The 18,317-nt window shown below is 61.4% G+C and carries 18 protein-coding genes; 14 read left to right on the plus strand and 4 right to left on the minus strand.

The window, feature by feature from the left end; translation table 11 throughout:
- The first annotated feature begins 105 nt into the window (after positions 1-105).
- From ADU59_RS00120 to ADU59_RS00130, 3 genes are read left to right on the plus strand one after another with little or no spacing between them, the layout of a single operon-like run.
- Positions 106-867, plus strand: coding sequence for an ImuA family protein (locus tag ADU59_RS00120; protein WP_068950793.1), 762 nt, complete (start codon positions 106-108; stop codon positions 865-867).
- A complete protein-coding gene (locus tag ADU59_RS00125; RefSeq protein WP_083198056.1) occupies positions 782-2,299 on the plus strand; it encodes a DUF6504 family protein in 1,518 nt (505 codons plus the stop codon). Before ADU59_RS00120 ends, ADU59_RS00125 begins: the two co-directional genes overlap by 86 nt.
- Entirely contained in the window at positions 2,296-5,565 is a 3,270-nt protein-coding gene (locus ADU59_RS00130; RefSeq protein WP_068950548.1) for an error-prone DNA polymerase, read from the plus strand. Before ADU59_RS00125 ends, ADU59_RS00130 begins: the two co-directional genes overlap by 4 nt.
- 7 nt (positions 5,566-5,572) lie before the next feature.
- Here ADU59_RS00130 and ADU59_RS00135 read toward each other — a convergent pair whose 3' ends face one another.
- Positions 5,573-5,950 carry a helix-turn-helix domain-containing protein gene (locus ADU59_RS00135; RefSeq protein ID WP_068950795.1) on the minus strand — a complete coding sequence of 126 codons (378 nt, stop codon included), beginning with the start codon at positions 5,948-5,950 and terminating at the stop codon, positions 5,573-5,575.
- Between the two features lie 199 nt (positions 5,951-6,149).
- Between ADU59_RS00135 and ADU59_RS29375 the strand changes: the two genes are divergently transcribed.
- Positions 6,150-6,434 (plus strand): integration host factor subunit beta, encoded by a 285-nt coding sequence (locus ADU59_RS29375; RefSeq protein WP_083198057.1) that lies wholly within the window; start codon positions 6,150-6,152, stop codon positions 6,432-6,434.
- Between the two features lie 16 nt (positions 6,435-6,450).
- Here the strand turns inward: ADU59_RS29375 and ADU59_RS00140 are convergent, their stop codons facing one another.
- Complete coding sequence (locus ADU59_RS00140) at positions 6,451-6,756, minus strand: hypothetical protein (RefSeq protein WP_244506327.1); 306 nt, start codon at positions 6,754-6,756, stop codon at positions 6,451-6,453.
- A 411-nt stretch (positions 6,757-7,167) separates the two neighbouring features.
- On the opposite strand from ADU59_RS00140, the gene ADU59_RS00145 reads away from it, so the two are divergent.
- From ADU59_RS00145 to ADU59_RS00180, 8 genes are all read left to right on the plus strand, one after another.
- Positions 7,168-8,364 carry a phosphoadenosine phosphosulfate reductase domain-containing protein gene (locus tag ADU59_RS00145; RefSeq protein ID WP_244506328.1) on the plus strand — a complete coding sequence of 399 codons (1,197 nt, stop codon included), beginning with the start codon at positions 7,168-7,170 and terminating at the stop codon, positions 8,362-8,364.
- On the plus strand, positions 8,361-8,912 hold the full coding sequence (locus ADU59_RS00150) for a hypothetical protein (RefSeq protein ID WP_068950552.1): 552 nt from the start codon (positions 8,361-8,363) through the stop codon (positions 8,910-8,912). Before ADU59_RS00145 ends, ADU59_RS00150 begins: the two co-directional genes overlap by 4 nt.
- Positions 8,913-9,039: 127 nt before the next feature.
- Entirely contained in the window at positions 9,040-11,196 is a 2,157-nt protein-coding gene (locus tag ADU59_RS00155) for a ParB/RepB/Spo0J family partition protein (protein WP_068950554.1), read from the plus strand.
- Between the two features lie 71 nt (positions 11,197-11,267).
- Positions 11,268-11,924, plus strand: coding sequence for a hypothetical protein (locus ADU59_RS00160; protein WP_068950556.1), 657 nt, complete (start codon positions 11,268-11,270; stop codon positions 11,922-11,924).
- 208 nt (positions 11,925-12,132) lie between these two features.
- Positions 12,133-12,555, plus strand: coding sequence for an antirestriction protein (locus ADU59_RS00165; protein ID WP_068950558.1), 423 nt, complete (start codon positions 12,133-12,135; stop codon positions 12,553-12,555).
- A gap of 156 nt (positions 12,556-12,711) precedes the next feature.
- Positions 12,712-13,902, plus strand: coding sequence for a DUF932 domain-containing protein (locus tag ADU59_RS00170; RefSeq protein WP_068950560.1), 1,191 nt, complete (start codon positions 12,712-12,714; stop codon positions 13,900-13,902).
- 88 nt (positions 13,903-13,990) lie between these two features.
- On the plus strand, positions 13,991-14,992 hold the full coding sequence (locus tag ADU59_RS00175; protein WP_068950562.1) for a hypothetical protein: 1,002 nt from the start codon (positions 13,991-13,993) through the stop codon (positions 14,990-14,992).
- A gap of 13 nt (positions 14,993-15,005) precedes the next feature.
- Positions 15,006-15,230, plus strand: coding sequence for a hypothetical protein (locus ADU59_RS00180; RefSeq protein WP_068950564.1), 225 nt, complete (start codon positions 15,006-15,008; stop codon positions 15,228-15,230).
- 422 nt (positions 15,231-15,652) lie between these two features.
- Here ADU59_RS00180 and ADU59_RS30530 read toward each other — a convergent pair whose 3' ends face one another.
- Complete coding sequence (locus tag ADU59_RS30530; protein WP_158515682.1) at positions 15,653-15,820, minus strand: hypothetical protein; 168 nt, start codon at positions 15,818-15,820, stop codon at positions 15,653-15,655.
- Between the two features lie 86 nt (positions 15,821-15,906).
- The gene (locus ADU59_RS00190) at positions 15,907-17,097 is read right to left on the minus strand and encodes a DUF1173 domain-containing protein (protein WP_068950566.1); all 1,191 of its coding nucleotides are present in this window, start codon (positions 17,095-17,097) and stop codon (positions 15,907-15,909) included.
- 363 nt (positions 17,098-17,460) lie between these two features.
- On the opposite strand from ADU59_RS00190, the gene ADU59_RS00200 reads away from it, so the two are divergent.
- Both ADU59_RS00200 and ADU59_RS00205 read left to right on the plus strand, forming a co-directional pair.
- The gene (locus ADU59_RS00200) at positions 17,461-17,868 is read left to right on the plus strand and encodes a hypothetical protein (protein WP_068950570.1); all 408 of its coding nucleotides are present in this window, start codon (positions 17,461-17,463) and stop codon (positions 17,866-17,868) included.
- Between the two features lie 98 nt (positions 17,869-17,966).
- Positions 17,967-18,290, plus strand: a complete 324-nt coding sequence (locus ADU59_RS00205; protein ID WP_068950572.1) for a hypothetical protein — start codon at positions 17,967-17,969, stop codon at positions 18,288-18,290.
- Positions 18,291-18,317: the final 27 nt, after the last annotated feature.

An 18,317-nucleotide genomic window follows, 5' to 3' on the forward strand; every position in this document is an offset into this window, starting at 1 on the left:
GAACGGCCAAAGCATCCGATTGACTCATTGCACATTAGAGAACAAAAAAGGAACATAACCTACGCTACGCCCGTTGAAAAGGTCTTGATCGGACTTGCCCACATTATGCAAAACCGTGCCCGAACCATTGCCATCGAGGAGTTGCGGGAGCGCATCCATCATCTGGAAGGCGGCTCAGTGCGGCCTCGCGAGGCTCTGCCGTTCGGTGTGGATGAGATCGATCGACATCTGCCCGGAGGCGGTTTGGCGCTCGGGGCGCTTCATGAGGTCGCCGGCGGCGGCAATGGCGCACTCGACGGGGCTGCTGCCGCCCTGTTCAGCGCCGGGATTGCTGCACGCACGCAGGGAATGGTGTTCTGGTGCGTCACTCGGCAGGACCTGTTCATGCCGGGGATCGTGCAGGCGGGCCTGTCGAACAACCGCGTCGTCATGGTCGAATGTCGCGACGAGAAAGGCGTTCTAGACTGTTTCGAGGAAAGTCTTCGATGTCGAGGCGTTGGCGCCGTGATCGGCGAGCTGGCCCGCTTGCCGATGACCGCGTCGCGCCGGCTGCAGCTCGCCGCCGAGACCTCTGGCGTGCTTGGCATCGCCATTCGCCGCTGGCGTCGCCACGCGGATGTTTCGGATTTCGGGCATCCGACGGCTGCCGTGACGCGCTGGCGCATCTCAGTGCTGCCGTCTCAACCGCTGCCGGTTCCAGGCATTGGCCGGGCCCGGTGGTATCTCGAACTTCTTCGTTGCCGTGCCGCAGAAAGTGCTGATTATGTGGTCGAAGCCTGCGATGCCAAGGGTCGTCTCGGTCTACCTGCCGACCTGGCCCACCGATCGCCATCGTCGGATGCTTGGGCAACAAGCGCCGCCGGCTGACCAGCCGCTGGTGATGATTGCGAGGGAAGGCAGCCGTCAGCTGGTCGCGGCCGCCAATGTCGCTGCCATCTCCGCGGGACTGCGCATCGGCATGCCGGCCAGCAAAGCCCAGGCCTTGGTTGCCGAGTTGATCATCGAGGAGCTGTGCCCCGAGGAGGATCGCAAGGAACTTGATCGCCTGGCGCTCTGGTTCCTGCGCAATTATGCGCCGATCGTTGCTGCCGACCCTCCTGATGGCATCGTCATCGATACGACCGGCGCCGACCACCTGCATGGCAACGAGACATTGATGCTATCAGGCATGATCAATCGGCTGTTTGCGATGGGTTTTACCGCACGGGCCGCCATTGCCGACAGCTGGGGTGCGGCCCACGCGCTCGCCCGCTTTTCCGCCAAGCCCTGTCTGGTCGTTCCCGAAGGGGAGGCGGCGCAGGCTGTGCTCGATCTGCCGATCGCGGCGCTGCGGTTGGAGAGCCGGACTGTTGCGGCACTTCGCACCCTCGGTTTCGATCGCGTCGGTGAGCTCGCCGCCACGCCACGCGCGCCGCTGGCCCTGCGCTTTGGCCCCGAAATAGGCCGCCGCCTCGATCAGGCGCTCGGCCGCGTTGCTGAGCCGATCGATCCTATCCGCGCCGCGGAAGCCATCGAAGCCCGGCGCGCCTTCGCCGAACCGATCTCGGCCACAGAGACCATCGCCCGCTACGTCAGGATGCTGGTGGTCCGGTTGTGCGCAGTGCTCGAGGAGCAGGAGATTGGCGTCCGCCGTCTCGACCTCATCCTGCATCGTGTCGACAACACCCTGCAGGTCATCCGGGCAGGGACAGCCAAACCGGTGCGCGATGTCGAGCGCCTGACCAAGCTCCTTTGCGACCGGATCGATACGATCGATCCCGGTTTTGGTATCGAGATCATGGTGCTGTCTGCTGCGCATTGCGAGCCGCTGGAAGCGGTGCAGACAATATCGTCGCTGATCGAAGAGCCGGAAGCGGAGATCGGCGGATTGATCGACGTCATCGCCAACCGTGGTCACCGCGTTTATCGGGTCGCGGCCGTCGAGAGCGATGTGCCGGAGCGTTCCCTGGCGGCAGTTTCCGCACTCGCCGAAGACGATGAACTGGGATGGCCAGTGGAATGGCCTCGACCGTCCCGGCTCCTTCTGCATCCAGAGCCGATCCAGTGCATGGCGCTGCTGCCGGATCATCCCCCCGTCAGCTTTACCTGGCGCGGCAGCCGCCATGCGGTGAAGCGCGCCGACGGTCCGGAGCGTGTTTTCGGCGAATGGTGGAAGCGTGACAAGGAACTCCGCGCTATCAGGGATTATTTCGTGGTCGAGAACGAGGCGGGCGAACGCTTCTGGATCTATCGGCAGGGCGATGGCGAACATGCCGACAGTGGCTCCGGCAGCTGGTTCCTGCAGGGGATCTTCGGATGAGCGAGCCCGGGGTCGATCAAAGCCGCTACGCCGAACTGCAGGTGACCTCGCATTTTTCCTTTCTGCGCGGGGCGAGTTCCTGCGAGGAACTGTTTACCACCGCGGCTGTCCTCGGCATCGAGGCATTGGCGGTCACCGATCGCAACAGCCTTGCAGGCATCGTGCGAGCACATCAGGCGGCCAAGGATACCGGCATCCGCCTTGTCGTCGGTTGCCGTCTGGATCTGCGCGACGATCTCTCGGTTCTCGTCTATCCGATCGATCGACCAGCCTATTCCAGGCTGTGCCGTCTGCTCTCTCTCGGTAAGGGGAAGGCCGGCAAGGGCAAGTGCGATCTTAGTTGGGATGATCTGGTCACCTATGGCGAGGGCTTGCTGGTCGTTCTGCTTCCGGATCTGGCTGATGATCTCTGCACCATCAGGCTGCGGCGCCTGCGCCAGGATTTTGGCGATCGTGCCTATCTGGCGCTCACGCTGCGTCGCCGGCCGAATGACCAGCTCCGCCTGCATCAGCTCTCCAATCTCGCCGCGCAGGCCGATGTCCCAACGGTTGTCACCAACGACGTGCTCTACCACGATCGCGATCGGCGGCTGATGCAGGACATCGTCACCTGCATCCGGCACAATTGCACCATCGATCAGCTCGGCCGCCGCAAGCAGCGTTTCGCCGACCGCTATCTGAAGCCGCCGGAGGAGATGCACCGGCTCTTCAAGCGCTATCCGGAGGCGCTAGCCCGGACCCGCGAGATCGTCACGCGGTGCAGATTCTCGCTCGACCAGCTGGCCTACCAGTATCCGGACGAGTTGATGCTCCCCGGGCTGACGGCGCAGGAAGCACTGGAGAAGCTGACCTGGGAGGCTGTGCCGAACCGGTATCCCGAAGAATTGCCTGAGGACGTCGAGAAGATCCTGAAGCATGAGTTGGCGCTGATCGCCAGGCTCGAATACGCGCCGTATTTTCTCACCGTTAATTCGATCGTGCGCTTTGCCCGCTCGAAGGGCATTTTATGCCAGGGCAGGGGTTCTGCGGCGAATTCCGCCGTCTGTTACGTCCTCGGTATCACCTCGATCGATCCGTCGCGCAGCGACCTGCTGTTCGAGCGTTTTGTTTCGGAAGAGCGGCGGGAGCCGCCGGACATCGATGTCGATTTCGAGCACGAGCGGCGGGAGCAGGTCATCCAGTGGATCTACGAGACCTATGGCCGACAAAGAGCGGCTCTCTGTGCCGTCGTCACCTGCTACCGCGCCAAGGGAGCGTTGCGTGATGTCGGCAAGGCGCTCGGCCTGCCCGAGGATCTCACAAAAATGCTGTCGTCACAGGTCTGGGGCTGGAAGGAAGGCATCGGCGAAAAGCAGGCGGCCGACCTCAATCTCAACGCATCGGATCGGCGGCTGCGTCTGGCCTTCGATCTGGCCCAGCAGCTGATCGGCACACCGCGTCACCATTCGCAGCATCCCGGCGGTTTCGTGCTTACCCAGGACAGGTTGGACGAGTTGGTGCCGATCGAGCCGGCTGCAATGGAAGACCGACAGATCATCGAATGGGATAAAGACGACATCGACATCCTGAAATTCATGAAAATGGACGTCCTGGGTCTGGGGATGCTCTCCTGCATGAAACGCGGCTTCGATCTTCTCGAGGAGCACAAGGGGATCAGGAAGGATCTGGCGACCATTCCGCCGGAGGATCCGCGCACCTATGCGATGATCAGGCGGGCCGACACGCTCGGCACATTCCAGATCGAAAGCCGGGCGCAGATGTCGATGCTGCCGCGGATCAAGCCGAGGACCTTCTACGATCTCGTCATAGAGGTGGCGATCGTCCGCCCCGGCCCGATCCAGGGCGATATGGTGCATCCCTATCTGAGGAGGCGGGAGGGCAAGGAAAAGGTTCATTATCCGAAGCCGGAACTGGAGAAAGTTCTCGGGAAAACACTGGGTGTGCCGCTGTTTCAGGAGCAGGCGATGCGGGTGGCAATCGAATGTGCCGGCTTCACCGCTGGCGAGGCCGATCAGCTCAGGCGCGCCATGGCGACATTCAAGCACACCGGCGGCGTTTCAAAGTTCGGCGAAAAGCTGATCAACGGCATGATCGCCAATGGTTACGAGCGCGACTTCGCCGAAAAGACCTTTAGCCAATTGGAAGGCTTCGGAAGCTACGGTTTTCCCGAAAGTCATGCTGCCTCCTTCGCCCTGATCGCCTACGCCTCCTCCTGGCTGAAATGCTGGCATCCCGAGGTCTTTTGCGCAGCACTCCTTAACGCCCAACCGATGGGGTTTTACGCGCCGGCCCAGATCGTCCGAGATGCCCGCCAACATGGTGTCGAGGTCCGTCCCGTCTGCATCAACGCCTCTCGCTGGGACTGCACGCTCGAACCCTTGGACGGCGGCCGCTTCGCCGTTCGTCTGGGGCTGCGCATGGTCAAAGGATTGGCAAACAAGCATGGCGCCGCGATCGTCGCCGCCCGCGAGGACTTGGCCTTCCAGTCAGTCGACGATCTCTGGCGGCGGGCCAGCGTGCCGTCGGCATCGCTGGTCCAACTGGCCGAAGCGGATGCATTCCAGCCATCGTTGAAACTGGCGCGACGCGAGGCGCTCTGGGCGATCGAAGCGCTGCGCGATGAGCCCCTGCCGCTGTTCGCTGCCGCGGCCGTCCGCGAGCAAACGGTTCTTCCTGAAACGCTTGAACCAGTGGTCGCGCTGAAACCGATGACGTTAGGCGGCGAGGTCGTCGAGGATTATAGCCATGTCGGCCTGACCCTGCGCGCTCATCCGCTGAGCTTCCTGCGGGACGACCTCAAAAGGCGACGCATTGTTACCTGCGAGGATGCGATGAATGCCCGTGACGGCAAATGGCTGGAGGCCGCCGGCCTCGTATTGGTGCGTCAGCGGCCGGGCTCGGCCAAGGGCGTCATGTTCATCACCATCGAGGACGAGACCGGCCATGCAAATCTCGTCGTCTGGGTGAAGACCTTCGAAAAGTACCGGCGCGTCGTGCTCGGCGCCGGCATGATCGGCGTCTATGGCAGGATCCAGCGCGAGGGTGAGGTGGTACACCTCGTCGCTCACAGGCTGACAGGTCTAACCAGTGAGCTTGCCAGCGTCGGGTCGCGGGAAGGGGCCTTTCCGCTCCCGCACGGGCGCGGCGACGAGTTTCATCATGCGTCGCCGACGCTTGATCCGCGCGGGCTTCCGAAGGTTCGCGACATCATAGATCAATATGGCCACCTCGATCAGATCAAGGTCAAGACGCGGGATTTCAGATGAGGTCGACTTATGCCGGCTGAATATCCAGACCTTCAAAGGCGTCCTGATCGGCTTCGGTGCTCGCCAGGACTTTGACCAGACCCACGACCTTTCGCCTGACGTCAGGATCCTGGATGCGCACGAAAGATCTGTTGAGAGAAAGACCTTCCGTAGTGGAAATGAATTCGGTAATTTCTCGGCCATGCAGGCTTTCTGCATCGGCGCCGATCGTCTCTTGACCCTCAAACAAAAACGAGACTGGGATTTGAAGGAACTCGGCAATCGCCTGGAGCCGGCTTGCACCGACGCGGTTGGTGCCTTTCTCGTATTTCTGCACCTGCTGAAACGTAATGCCCAAGGCGTCGGCCAGTGTCGTCTGGCTTAGACCGAGCAGAGTGCGGCGCATGCGGATGCGTCTACCAACCTCGACATCGATGGGATTTGGTTTCTTGGAAGGGGTCTCCAATGAGGCGCTCCTTTGTAATGTTGCCGAGCGGGGCACGTTACCGACCTATGTTCATGATGCAAGCGCCGATAGGATCACAAGACCCGCGCCTGTTCGCCACCGCCCTTCCCAATGACCTCAAATTCGGTAAGAGGACCCGATGATCAGATCAGAACTCATTCATACCGTCACGCTTCGAAACCCGCACCTCTATCAGCAAGACGTCGAGAAGATCGTGGGAACTATTCTCGATGATATCGCCAATGCTTTAGCAGAGGGTGATCGCGTCGAACTGCGGGGTTTTGGAGTATTTTCGGTCAGACACAGACCGTCGCGTTCCGGTCGAAATCCGAGCAATGGAACAGCAGTCTTCGTTGAGGAAAAGTGGACGCCGTTCTTTCGTGCCAGCAAAGAGATGCAGGAGCGTCTGAACCCGAAAAAATGACCGCGCGGGGCCTCATCTACGCCTTCGGGCCAAATGTCTCGACGATTTCACAGCGTGCGACAACGCTTCCGGGACCATGATTTAGCAATGCAAGGACAGCGGCCTGATCCAACGGGATCGTCTCCATCTTCTCGAGCACCGTCGTCGCCCATTCCATCTCAAGGTCAGCCGCAACGTCCTCGCGCAGAGCAATCACCGCACTGCGGGCCTCCTCAAGACTGTCAAAGAAAATATCCGAAATGCCCGTTGGCTTCCATCTTTCCTCCTGTGGGATGGCAGCAACCGAGTAGGTGTAGAAAGTGTAAGAGGGTGGGTTTTTCAACGATTTCTCCTTGAGCATTGCTGGCGGTACGCCCCCGCCGTTCAAAACTCATTGACCCCCGGCCGCGGGGAGTTCGAAACCGTGTATCCACAGCCCTGTAGCCTTTAGTTCGCGAGAACCTGGACATACGCCACAGGCTCCCCGACGCTGAAGGTCAAGGAGGGAGCCTTTTAGGTAGGCCCAACCATTGGATACAGGGGTTTCGACGCCCCAGAGCAGCGCGTACCGCTCCAAGGGCAGGTTACGACATCCCATTGAATTTGTCCTTAATTTTCTGCTGCACCATTGAGCCGACACAAGGATTGGCCCTTGAGCGGGGCGGCTGGCGGCGGAGGCAGAGGGGGGATGGCCGGCGGCGGCGAGTTAGGAGGCTGGAGAGAGTTTCCGGTCGGCTCGCCGAGGAGCCGGACATTGCGTGAGTTACAAACCCGTCGAAGCGGAACCACCCAAACTACTGGCAAACAGCACCGCCGCCTGTCCGCGACCGCCGGCGCTAGTCCTCCGAACGCATTGCCGTTCACGGCAACGTCGCTGTCGCCGATCGATCGCATTTCCACGACTCGGGAGATTACCGACCTCCTCGCTCAAGGTGCGGCAGTGGCGATTGGCATTTCGGGAGGCAAGGACAGCCAGGCCGCCGCAACGGCGACATTCCAATATCTCGATAAAATCGGGCATCGTGGTCCCCGTCTGTTGATCCATGCCGATCTCGGCTCGGTGGAATGGGCGGATTCACTCCCCACCTGCGAGCGCCTTTCCGCGCAACTCGGCACCGAGTTCATTATCGTCCGCCGCAAGCAGGGCGGGCTCATGGACCGATGGGAAAGCCGCTGGCGGTCGAACGTTGCGCGTTATGAAAACCTCAGCACGGTAACGCTCGTTCCATGCTGGAGCACACCGGCGATGAGGTTTTGCACCTCTGAACTGAAGACCTCGAAAATTCATGCCGAGCTCAAACGCCGGTTTACGCGGCTGCCGATAATCAGCGTCACAGGAGTGCGTCGCGCGGAGAGCACCCAACGGGCTCGCGCAGAGATCATGGATCATAAGCCGGGCGAGCAAATATGGACCTGGCGCCCAATCCTTGACTGGTCGGAGGCGGAAGTCTTTGCGTCGCTGCATGCTTGGGGCATCGAACCCCATCCCGCATACCGGCAGTTCGGATTGAGCCGTGTGTCGTGCCGCTTCTGCATCATGTCGAGTCTTCCGGATCTCGTAGCGGCCGCCGGCCAGCCGGAAACTCATGATCTCTATCGCCAGATGGTGGGCCTGGAATCCCGCAGCACCTTCGCATTTCAGGGGGCGCGCTGGTTAGGAGACATCGCTCCCCATCTCCTTCGGCCGGATATGCAGGCTCGGCTAGCTGCCGCGAAGGATAAGGCGGCTCGGCGCCGAGCGGCAGAGCGACGTCTCTCGAAGCAGATGCTCTATGTAAAGGGTTGGCCAACCCGGATGCTGTCCGACGGCGAGGCCGATCTTCTTGCCGAGGTGCGCGCGGAGATCAGTACCATGTTGGGGTTGCGTGCGGGCTTTCTCGATCGAGCTTCGATCCATACTCGCTATGCCGAGCTGCTCGAAATTCGTGCCAACAGGAGGACGGCCGAATGACGACTGTCTCGACCTCCCGGCGATTGCTGATCCCTTCCTGCTCGATGACCAAGCGTGCCGGCCCGAAATGGATACCGGCGCGCGACCGGTACGATGGCCCTCTCTGGCGCACCCTGCGCCATGTCGATCCCGATGAGCACAAGGCGCGCGTTGCTATTCTATCCGCACATTACGGCTTCCGCGACGCCAACATGGACATCGAACAATACGAGGCGCGGATGACGCCGGAGATTGTTGCCGTCGTGAAATCAGGCGGCCTCAGTACACGATGGCCGCGCCCGAAGACCCAGCGACGCTTCATACCGTCCGGCGAACATCCGGGCTGCCACATCAATTCGATGACGGCACATCGCACTTTGCCGTTCGTCGAAGTATGCCTGGTCGGCGGTGCCCTCTATCTCGATGTGATGAGCCATTTCGTGGAGCTGTTCCGCGAGGACGGCTTTGTGACGGGGAGCGCGCCTGTAACGGAGATCTGCGGGCCGTTCGGCATCATGCGGAAGCAGATGGCTGCCTGGCTGAACAGGCCTCTCTCCGCAGCCGGCTGAGAGGTAGATGCCCGCCGGAAGCGGTGAGGGCGGCGGATGTGGTTGGAGGGAGAGGGGGGAAGGGGCGTTCGTGGCGGGTTGAGGTTGTCGGAGAGAGGCTCCGGCCAATCCGCCACGGAGAAACGACATGGCACAGGCCATTCAGAAAATCACGCTCAACGCCGGGCGTGACGTCCCCTTCAACAAGCTCGTTCTCAGCCAGCAGAACGTGCGCAAGACCAAGGCGGGCGTCTCGATCGAGGAGCTTGCCGAGGATATCGCCCATCGCGGACTGCTGACCAGTCTCAACGTCCGCGCTGAAGTCGATGCCGATGGCAACGAGACCGGCATCTACCGTATTCCGGCGGGTGGCCGCCGCTACCGCGCGCTGGAACTGCTGGTCGCACAGAAGAAACTGTCGAAGACGGCGGCCATTCCCTGCATCGTCAGCAAGGGCGACACCCTCGAAGTCGAGGATTCGCTCGCCGAGAACGTCAAGCGCGTCGATCTGCACCCGCTGGACGAGTTTCGCGCCATCATGACACTGCGCGAACAGGGGCTCGACGAGGAAGAAATCGCCGCCCGCTTCCATATGTCGGTCGCAACGGTGAAGCAGCGCCTGCGGCTGGCTTCGGTTTCGCCGCGTCTTCTCGAACTCTACGCCAATGACGAGATGAAGCTCGGCCAGGTGATGGCGTTCTCGATCACCAATGATCATGTTCGGCAGGAACAGGTCTGGGACACGATCTCGCGGTCGCATAACCAGGACGCCTATTACATCCGGCGGATGCTGACCGAAACTGCTGTCCGGGCCTCCGATCGTCGCGCCGTCTATGTCGGCATCGATGTCTATGAGGCGGCCGGCGGTGTCGTGATGCGTGACCTGTTCGAGCAGGACAATGGCGGATGGCTGCAGGATCCGGCGCTGCTGGAACAGCTCGTCCTCGAAAAGCTGACCACTGAGGCCGAAACGCTGAAGGCCGAAGAGGGCTGGAAGTGGGTCGATGCAGCTTTCGACTTCTCCTACGGCCACACCTCCGGTCTTCGCCGCTTCTACGGCGAGCGCGCGGAATTCAGTGAGGAAGAGCTTGCTCGGCATGATGCCCTGAAGGCGGAATACGACAAGCTCGACGCGGAATACGCCGAGGCGGAGAGCTATTCCGAAGAAACCGAGGCCCGGCTTGAGGAACTCGGCAACGAGCTGGATGCCCTGAATGACCGGCCCTACCTCTTCGAGGCGGAAGACGTCGCCCGCGGCGGCGCCTTCATTTCGCTTGCCGCGAACGGCGAACCGAAGATCGAACGCGGTTTCATCCGGCCTGAAGACGAACCCGTCGCCGAGTCGAACGGCGTTGATGCCGATGACGGCACCAGTGATGGCCAAGGCGAGACTGACACTGCCGCCACTTCCTCGAACGGCGGCATCTCGGTCAACGGCAAGCCTGTCGGCGTCGAAGAACCGGAAGACGATGACGGCAAGGTTCGTCCGCTTTCCGATCGCGTCATCGAAGACCTGACGGCTGCCCGCACAGTCGCGCTGCGCAATGCACTGGCGAACGATCCCGTGATGGCCTTCATCGCTGCCCTGCATGTCGCGGTCCTGAAAATCTTCTACAGATACGGGGCTGACTCGTGCCTGGAGATCACGTTGCAGCACACCGCGTTCAGCCAGACGCAGGGCCTTGGCGATACGGTCTGGGCAAAGGAGATCGAACAGCGTCAGGAATCCTGGGGCTATGATCTCCCCGGAAACGCGGACGAGGTCTGGGACTATCTGATCGCACTCGACCAGGATAGCCGCATGGCTCTCTTTGCCCATTGCGTCTCGTTGTCGGTGAACACGACCGTGCAGGCGTGGAACCGACGTGCCAAGGAAAACGCCCACGCCAGGCAGCTTGCCCGTTCGCTCGAGTTCGGCATGGTCGCGGCAGGCTGGATGCCGACGGTCGACAACTATCTCGGCCGCGTCACCAAGGCGTATATCCTGCAGGCGGTCCGCGAGGCGAAGGGCGAACAGTCGGCGCAACTGATCGATCATCTCAAGAAGCCCGATATGGCGCGCGAAGCCGCCCGGCTGCTGGAAGGCAGCGGATGGCTCCCTGAAGTGCTGCGGCTCCCGGTCGATCAGAAGATTCCCGCGGTGGCAGAGGTCGATGCGGTGGTGTCGGACGCTGTTGTCGAGGACACCACCGCCGAAGCCGCCGACATAGATCTGCCAGCCTTCCTGACGGAAGAGGAGGAAGCCGCAGAATCGGCCACCGACCCGATCGATGGCGACGGCGAACATCTCGAAGCCGCCGAGTAACCACTCGAAAACGCACAGTCACGAAAGCCCGGCCACTGCGCCGGGCTTCTCTGTTTTTCAGGAGCGCTGTCATGCCTGCCTATACGATTGAAACGACCTACACCGTGCCGATATTTCGGCATGGGACCTATATCGCCGACACACCCGAAGCTGCCTGCAAGGCGGCGCTTGGCGACGACAATTGGGAGTCTCTGAAAAAAGACTACGATTCCTCAGGCGAGATCCATGTGACCGGCATCTGGGAGGGCGAGAACACCGCCTATGCCGGATCGCCGATCACAATACCATCGCAGTTTGATGAATCCGTTCAGCGCCGGGCTCACCACTTCGAAATCCTGCTCGGTCTGCTGAAGATCCTGTTCCACGATGTCCAGGCGGCGCGACCTCCGTCAGTCGATTGGTTGGCGAAATCGGCCTGGGCGATTGCGCGGGGCGAGGCGATTCTCGCTTATGCGCCCGATCCCACCGAGTCGGCCGGCGCGCCGAGGCCGAGCCATGTCCTTGCGCGTCTACAGGAAGAACGCGTCCGCAGCGCGATCATGGCTGTGCTCGATGTCGATCGCGAGTTCGAGGGGCTTTCACCCGGTTCGGTGACCGATGAGGAGATCCAATCGGCTTGCCAGTCAGTCATCGCAACGATCGATCTCTCCGATGCTGTGGGCAATGCCGAGTTTCACGCGGCAATGGCAGCAATCCGAGCGGCGTACCGTCGCCTCCATCCAGATTAAGGTTTCCTGGGCAGCCCGGCCGTCGCATCGGGCTTCTACTGGCTGTCAAGCAGCGACCCGACGTCGGCATCTTTGCCCCTACGCGCCGGGCCAAGGGGGCGGCTGCGGCCAGCGTGAAAGGCAGAGTGGGGCCGGGGAGAGGGGCGAGGCCGGGCCGTGGAGAGAGGGCGTCCGGCAAGAATCCTGTCGCCTCTCTGGAGAAAGATCGATGTCGATATCGGAAATCACACCCCAAACTGCTTCTGTCGTCCCTGACGAGCGCGGCCTGGAATTCCTGCCCACCCTGTTCGGACGCTCGCTCCTGTTGATCGGCGAGAACACGGTCTACAGCCTCATGGAGCGGCTCAGCCCCCTCGATTATGGCGGCGGGTTCTGGGATTTCTATGAACATGAGGGCAAACCGCTGTTTCTGGCTCCGAGATCAAAATCACGTTTCAGGATCACCGGCGAGATCACCGGGTTTCAGGGGGAAGTCTCGGCGGAGGCTGCCGGGATTATCGCCACGCTTTTTGCCTTCTCGCATCTCTCCTTCCAGCATCAATCCGAGCGTCTCTCCGAAGGCTACGGCCGCCTTTACGCCTATTCGGCTGAACACCCCGAAGCCGCGGAGATCTTTCAGGCAATTGATTGACCAGTTGCCCCGCGTCGTCCTCGGGCGGCGCGCTTGTCTTTCCTGACCGCATTGCCCTGTCAGCCAGGTCTTGCGGCCGCAATTCATCGTCCATCCCACCAGCCCGGTTGTCGCCAGAGCGGTCAGCCCGGCTCTTTCTTTTCAGGAGACTTCATCATGAACACCATGATTTCCAATCCGCGACCGACATCGTCCGGATTCAAGGTCGATATATCGCGCGGCGAACGCATTGGCCGCGTTTCGTCGGAGTGGTTTTCGCGGCCCGACGACGAGCGCTATCTGTCGCTTTCCGATCTGCATCGCGCAGTCAGCGCCAGAACCGAGCGTGCTCGCGTTCGCACAGTCGAGACGGCCGAGATCCGCGTCGAGGCGACCCGTGACAACGCCGAACGCTTGTCCCTTATCGTTCCCGGCGGGCGCGAGCCGTTGGCCCCGACGCATTGGAGCTACGGTCAGCTCTGCAGCCTGGTTGGCGCACCTGCGAGCTACATGCGCCAGCTGCCCGCGCCGCTTGCGGCGATCAATCTCCAGCACGGGCTCCTCAATCATAACGCCGAAATGGTCAAAACGCTTGAGATGGACGACGGCCGCGTGGAGTTGCGAGCCGTGACCGGTCCCGAATATGGTCGGATCTGGGATAGGGATTTGATCGCCGCCATCATGAACATTGCTGGCAGCGGCACAGGCGACACGATCTGGAAAGTTCCCGGCCTGCTCGACTGGTCGACCATGACCCACAACCCCTTCGTCGACATCACGAAGGATACAACGACGCTGTACGCCAGCGATCGCGACGTCTTCGTCTTCCTTTGCGATGACACACACCCGATCGAAGCAGGACGACTGCCGAACGGCGAACCTGATTTGTATTTCCGTGGCTTCTACGCCTGGAACTCAGAGGTTGGTTCAAAAACGCTCGGAATTGCCAGCTTTTACTTGCGAGCAGTGTGTGCCAACAGGAATCTTTGGGGCACCGAAAATTTCGAGGAAATAACCATCCGTCACTCGAAATTCGCGGCCCAGCGTTTCGCCCACGAAGCAGCCCCGGCGTTGACGAACTTCGCCAATTCCTCGCCTGCGCCGTTCATCGCCGGCATTCGCGCCGCTCGTGAGCGCATCGTCGCCCGCACCGAAGACGATCGCTCGGAGTTCCTGCGCAAGCGCGGCTTCTCGAAGGCTGAAACCGGCAAGATCATCGAGACCGTTCTCAGCGAGGAGGGGAGGCCACCGGAGTCGATTTTTGACTTTGTGCAGGGCATCACAGCGCTCGCGCGGGGAAAGTCGCATCAGGACACCCGGCTCGAACTTGAAGGCAAGGCAAAGAGACTGCTCGAAAGCGCCGCCTGACCGCGCCAATCCCCGGCATACCCTCATCCATATCTTTCATCGCCCGGCCATCGTGCCGGGTTTTTCGCGTTCTCTGAAAGGAAACATCATGATCACGCTCGAAACCAGAATCTACTGCCACCCACCTATACCATTGGCAGACATCAGCCCGCTCGAAATGCTGATCCTCACCAATGCGCTCGAGTGCAGCGAAACCGAAGAGGGCCTTGTCCTGTTCACGGATTTCGGACCGACCAACCCGGTCCGCGTGGCGCGGGGCGAACTGATCGCCGCATTTCGCACCTCTACACAGGATGCTGAGGACCCGCTCAACATCTTTATCGCCGACCGCGTCCTCGCGCTTCAGCCTGCAGGCTGCAACACGGGCGAGGAAGATGCGATGATCGACATCGACCTCAGCCAGTTCCCGTGGCAGTTCGTGGTCCAGGGCATCGTCGCGCGTTCAGCGGATCTGTGCGAGGTGACGGTGATCCAATGGATGAACCACCCCTCGCAACGTCTGGAGAGCTTCGGCGCCAGCGTTTCGCTGATCACCGCCAAGGCCATCCATCATGCCACTAGCGAGGATCTTCTCGCCCGGTTCAGGCTTCAGGATAGCGCCCTTCCGCCTGCCGCATCGTCGGCTGCCTCGCCAGAAGCCGATGGCGCTTTGACCGGTGGGGCTCCAAGCGATCCGTTCACGGTGAAAGAGATCGAGACGGCTCTCTGCATCTGGGAGGCGATGCTTTATTTCCGCGGGCTGCATCAGGATGGCCGGCCGGTCCCCGACAATATCGCCCGCATGTCCGAAGTCTGGGATGCGATCGGATGGCAGGCGATGCGTTCGCATGCTCGCCAGATCGTGCCCTTCGCACTCGACGTCCATGACGACGTTTTCGAGGACCTTGAGGCAGAAGGTCTCACCTTCGATTTTGATTTCGCGCCGGGGTTCGTCGAGACCCTGCTCTGGTCCGAGGATGGCACCTACCGAGAAGGTGAACCGGAAGAGTTCCTCGCAGACGTGATGGTGGCCGTCAGGCGCCGTCGACAGGACGTCGTCGCGCGAAACACTTCGAACGTCAACCCGGCTTCATCCCAAGTCGATTCATGAGGAGAAGCGGACCATGTCCTTGTTCAAGGCAACCATAGAGCTCCTCATCAATGTCGATCGCGAGGCTGAGGCCTGCGACTGCATTGCCGAGTCCTTGCGTGAGTTGCTTCGCGAATTCTCTCCCGGATCTCCGCTGATCGACTGGCGGTACGCTGGCGCTGGTGGCGAACCCGCTCCCCATGACGGTCGCGGATTCGAATATGCGCGTCCGCCGGATTTACCTTGCGAGCAGATCTGACCGGTCCGCCATTCGATCAACCAATGCACCGAACTGTCGTCCCGGCTTTCTCCGGGAACGGTTCGGTGCGCTCGAAATCGAGGAAAGTTTGATGTTCAGCACAGATTCGCTCTCGCCGATGCAATCGGGCCGACTGCAGGCCGCTCTGGATCGGCAGTACCGCTTCCACGGCGTCGTGAAGACACTCCGGTCTCACATCGAGCAGCTTGCCGCGGCAGGCCCGCTGGAACTCAGCGAAGGAGACGGAATGATCGATTACTCCCGGACCACTTCAACCGGCTTGGCTCGTACGCAGAGCAGGACGCCTATATCGCCCGCCTCAAGACCAAGCGATATTTCTACCTGAACGGATGGGTGGTTCCCAAGATGGTGTACGATGCGATCAAGCGCTGATGTCGGCGCCGTTCTTTTCCGCTACCCCTTCAAGGCCGCAGAGGCACCGCGGCATCATCCTCTTCGGCCACTTGTTCGGCGGCGACCAGATTGCCCGCGGCTTTCAGGTCGACCTTTTCCCAGATCGAGCTCTCGCCCCGGGACAGGCGACGGCGGTTCTTGATCTCCACGACGAACGGTTTTTTCGCAGGTTTCATAGCATTCCGTTGAACAGACGAAGTTTCGAGACGGTCGAGGTGCTATTATTCGCCGAAGTCTGTCAACGCCACGAGGATCTGCGGGTTCAAGGAAGTCGCGGGATTTCCCCTTCAGCCACCCGCCAGATCCAGGGTGTGATCTCCGGTCTCGCCTCGATCATGTCCGAAAGCGCCTGCTCATATTCCTCTCGGGCGCTCGCCGGCACGATGAACATGACGATGGGAGCCGGCTTGTGTTCTGGTAACGTCACCGAGACGATCGGCGCATCGCGTGGCAGATTGAAACGCAAGCCTTTGACGCTCTTTCGCTTGAGGTGGCCGAGCCTCTCCAGAAGCCGCAGCTCGTGAATGTCCTCGAACGGTAGCCAGTGCTCGTTGACCACCATCAGTGCGACCTCTTCGACCGCCGCAATGCCGGCAGCGGAGATGCCGAAGGTGGCGATGACGATCAGATGGAATGTCTCGTTCGAGCGCCACAGTTCGAGTTCTGTCTCATAGCGCGCGGCGAGCCGTCGCCATGCGCTCTCCTCGATCATCAGCGGAAAGGGCATGTGCCGCACGACGATCCTTTGTCCCTCCCGCGCGGCGGAAAATTCCTTCACTTCTGCCACGATCATCATCAGCTTGCGTGGACCAGCACCCGTCGCCTGCACGCTCTTGAGCGCCGCAGCGCGCCGGGCGGCGATCCCTTCCTTGTCTTCAGGATGAAACACTTCCGGCACGAAGAGCATTTCGCCCAAGATTGCACCTCTTGCCGTCATCTGCGCCGCGGCATTGAGAAGGCTTGCTCGCACCCGGCCCCAGCCGCGCTTGCCCGCCCAGGTCGAACGCCATTCCGTCAGTTCGCCCGCCTCCCAGAGATAATGGAGCATCGCCCGCAGCGACAATTTCCTCGGCTCGCTACGGATGCCATGTTCGGACGTCTCAGCCGGCGCGCTGGGCGCGGCGCGAGGCCCGCGCTTCGTCAGCGAAAAATCCAGCTTCAGGTCAGCCTTGCCGTTGGCATCGATCTGGATCGCATTGCCGATCAACGGGCCAAGGCCGGAAAGCTCGTAGGGAGGTTCATAGGAGGGGCAGGTGGGATCGTGATCGCGTCCCGACAGCGGCATCCGCTTGATGAGATACTGGTCTTCGACCCGCGCGATGTACATCGGCGCCGGCGGCGCCTTGCACATGCACATCGGGCGAAGCCGTTGCTCGTAGGCCTGCGGCAGGAATGCGCGCAATTCAGGCGACGACTCTTCGATCACCCGGCCATCGATTGTGAATTTTCGCACCTCTGTTCTCCCCGTTTCGTCGGCGAAACTACACGGCCACCATGCGTTTTACTATAAAAAAAATATACAGTAAAACCGCGCGATGCGATGAAGCGAGCGTGCCGAGAAGCGGAGCCGGCCGGGCGCGGTCCGTGAGCGGAAGCCGACGGAGCGAGGTGGCGGAGAGGGAGAGTTCGGCTGGAAGAGGGGAGGCGGGTTCGGGCTGAAGGAGAGGCTTCTGGCGGCTCGCCGCGGAGTTCCTGCCATGCATAGACATCAAACCGGGCGGCTCCCGCAGGCGCAGCGCCTGCATCTTGTCCGCTCTCAAGGGCCGTTTGCGCGCGGCCTGCCTCAATCGTGGGGCCGACAATTAGGAGGCTGGCAATGCAGATCAGGCGTAAACTCCGGCCCGGCGAAAAGCGCCAATATCTCGCTCACTCCCTCTATTCGGCAGAACTCGGGGCGCATGATCCCGGCGGCTATCGTTCGACCCCGAACGGCGCGCCGGATGTCGCAGCACTCGTTCACCCCGGCATGGTGATTCGCACGTCGTACGGCACGGGCGGAACGGTGATCGGGGTAGAAGGCCCCTATGTCCATGTCGCGCCCGATGGCAGGGACTATCCGCATTTCACGATCGCTTATGTGACCACAGAGCGGTTCGACCGACACGGCAAGCTCGATCGCAGCTGGATCAACGAATGCGTTGCCGTCGACGGCCGCATCCTGAAGCTTCTCGAAGCCAACCTCGACGAGGTCTTTATCGAAGGTGCGCTCTCCGGCTCGCGATGACGCTCTGGGGAGAACGCCCCACCAATCTTCCAGCCTTTTCCAGCCAGGCCCGGTGCTCCCAGGAGCGCCGGGCCTTTCCACGTTTTCAGGAGAGCATCATGACCACGCCCGCACTCGACTGCCCCCGCCCGGCTTCTGCGCCGATCGCACCGGTGTTCTTCAATTTCCGTTCGCAGATCGTTCGGCCCGTCTGCTTCGCCATCGTCTATTGGGACGGTCCGGGCGATACGCTCTACGCCTTCGAGGACCGCGACGCCTTCGAGCGCCAGCGCACCACGGCCGAGCGACATTTCGTCCATGTCCATGAGCTGTCGGCCGAGGAGGCGGCCGATTGGATCGCCGCCGGCGGCAATGCCGTCCTGCACGAGGTGTCGGTCGGCGGTGTTGCGGCATTCGGAAACCTGAAGATCGCGCCCGGCTGAAGGCCGGGCGCCCGCCGCCTAGATCGC

The sequence above is a fragment of the Pararhizobium polonicum genome (assembly GCF_001687365.1).
Taxonomy (GTDB): domain Bacteria; phylum Pseudomonadota; class Alphaproteobacteria; order Rhizobiales; family Rhizobiaceae; genus Pararhizobium; species Pararhizobium polonicum.